The organism is Frankia sp. Mgl5 (assembly GCF_023242985.1).
Taxonomy (GTDB): domain Bacteria; phylum Actinomycetota; class Actinomycetes; order Frankiales; family Frankiaceae; genus Parafrankia; species Parafrankia soli.
The window spans coordinates 1-526 of record NZ_JALKFY010000442.1; the positions used below are offsets into that span (position 1 = coordinate 1).

Below are 526 nucleotides of genomic sequence, written 5' to 3' on the forward strand. Positions count from 1 at the left end.
CGCTTGGCTGCCGCCTCGGCGAGCCGGGCGCCCTCGGCCGTGTCGGCCCACAGGGCAGGCGGGAGCCCTCCGCCGTAGCGACGATCATCAGGCAGCGCATCGGCCGCTGTGCGGGAAAAGAGCAACAGATCACCGGGCAGCGTGGTGTCCACCTGGTCAGGGTCGGTGACGCCATCCAACCGGATCGCGCTGATCCAGCCGTAGTGCCCAGCTGCGGCCAGCAGACTCGACCAGACATCAATTTCGTCGTCGTCGGGCCCTGACGGGGTGTCGCAGGTGATCTGCAATCCGCCGATCGGCCGATCCGCCATGGTGCGGATCACCTCCAGCAGACCTGTTGCAACATCATCGAGCTCGTCGAAACCGACCTTCGCACCGGACGCGAGGAGCCGGCGCGGGGACGGGCAGTCGAGCACGATGTCGGCACGGCCACCGAGCTGGTGGAGCAGCGCGTCGAGGGTGTCGGCCAGCACCCGGCGCGGCTCGGCCAACTCCAGGGCCGCGCACACCTCCGCAGCGTCTCCAG

Annotated in this window: 1 protein-coding gene; it reads right to left on the bottom strand. The window is 69.4% G+C overall.

The features are described from left to right. The coding region (locus MXD62_RS10050; RefSeq protein ID WP_248829065.1) for a hypothetical protein at positions 1-526 on the bottom strand (526 nt) is incomplete at both ends.